Below are 1,439 nucleotides of genomic sequence, written 5' to 3'. Positions count from 1 at the left end.
CAATCCGGTGAGGTGTCTGAGTGGCTGAAGGAGCACGCCTGGAAAGTGTGTATACGTGAAAGCGTATCGAGGGTTCGAACCCCTCCCTCACCGCCAAATAAAAACAAAACGCCCCTGAGAAATCAGGGGCGTTTTGTTTTTCAATACTCTTACGCTTGTCTGTTCTGACTTATATATTGCAGAATGGTTTGTTGCACTGATCGTGACTGCAATGCGGAAAATACCTTCTCAGCCCTAGCGGGGCTTGAATAATACTCCTTTATCAATCCAGGTAACCTTTCTTTCGCCTTGCAGTTGATGCGATGTTGAAAATCAGTCCGATTGAAGTGATAGCCCAATTGCTCTGCTTTTCGTTTCTCGCGCGTGTAGTTAAAATAAATGGTGTGTGGGGATATTCCGTCTGGAATATCAATACCTGCACGACTGAGCATCAATATTGTTGAGGATAGGTTTTTCACAAAGAGCGCCGATCTCTTGACCGTTTCCGTTCTCATTTTACTGCATGCTGCTGATTCGTCGATATGTGATAAAACATCTCCTGTTTGCACGACATGTTGTATATCCCGCGAAGAGCCTGAGACGGTAAGGTTGCTGTTCGATTGACAGTGAGACGCGGCATCACCATTGCTGATAGCTCGGACATGCATGAAGTGGCAACAGGTTGTTGCCGCATGTTTTCTCGTTTTTGCCGTTGATGCTGACGGTGCCAAAAAACCAGAACGTTCAACCACACTGCCGTCATACAGATTCAGTGAAGAATTATTTATTTTATTTAAAGACGTCATCATGGCAGGAGGTAACGTTGAATGATGGTTATTTATCGTTGCCGAAATAAAAGGGTTTTCTTGGTAGCAAGTATGATGTAACGGTAGTGAATTCATATAATATCCTTTTGATGAAAATTAAAAAAATATCAGCACCACATCAATATACGTTTCTCTTTTTCAATCATAAGGTCGTTTATTGCATTTCATTAGCCGCCATTTAATGAGTTCATCGCAATGTTATGCTTCGTTGAAGACGCGTTTGAAAAAATGGAGAAGATAAAATGTGCTTACTTTAAAACAAAAACCTCCGCAAGTGTGCGGAGGTCAGTTAGGACAAATCAATGAGACCGGTGCAATAGACACCGGTACAAATGGAGACTACGCGGTAACGGCCCTGTCCTCCATGGCTTGCCGCCAGCCTCCCAACCATTCAGACCGGGCATTAATAGATTGATAAGGACAAAGTTCCTTGGGCTTCCCGGAAAGTCCTGCTTGATAGCCGCGCGATTGCGCCCGTTCCAAACGATCTCGTTTCTGTCTCTTCATGCCTCATTTCCCTCATTGTTCATCTGGTGGAAAGAAAACAGTGACTGCTTTTCGAGCACCCACAAGGTATCAATAGCGATTCTGGGCACGAAGGTCAAGGCTAAAAATTCACTATCCTGTCACATT

Annotated in this window: 2 protein-coding genes and 1 tRNA gene; 1 reads left to right on the top strand and 2 read right to left on the bottom strand. The window is 44.1% G+C overall.

Annotation, left to right across the window (positions count from 1 at the left end; genetic code table 11):
* Positions 1-6 precede the first annotated feature (6 nt).
* A tRNA-Ser gene (locus J5224_RS27640) sits at positions 7-96 on the top strand.
* A gap of 53 nt (positions 97-149) precedes the next feature.
* Here the strand turns inward: J5224_RS27640 and J5224_RS27635 are convergent.
* Entirely contained in the window at positions 150-881 is a 732-nt protein-coding gene (locus J5224_RS27635; RefSeq protein ID WP_264628334.1) for a hypothetical protein, read from the bottom strand.
* A gap of 264 nt (positions 882-1,145) precedes the next feature.
* Positions 1,146-1,313: a ribosome modulation factor gene (gene rmf, locus J5224_RS27630; protein ID WP_264628333.1), complete on the bottom strand. Its 168-nt coding sequence runs from the start codon at positions 1,311-1,313 to the stop codon at positions 1,146-1,148.
* Positions 1,314-1,439: the final 126 nt, after the last annotated feature.

Source organism: Candidatus Symbiopectobacterium sp. NZEC135, assembly GCF_025962695.1.
Note: the sequence above shows the minus strand (reverse complement) of the source record. Positions and strands in the feature narration are given on the sequence as shown.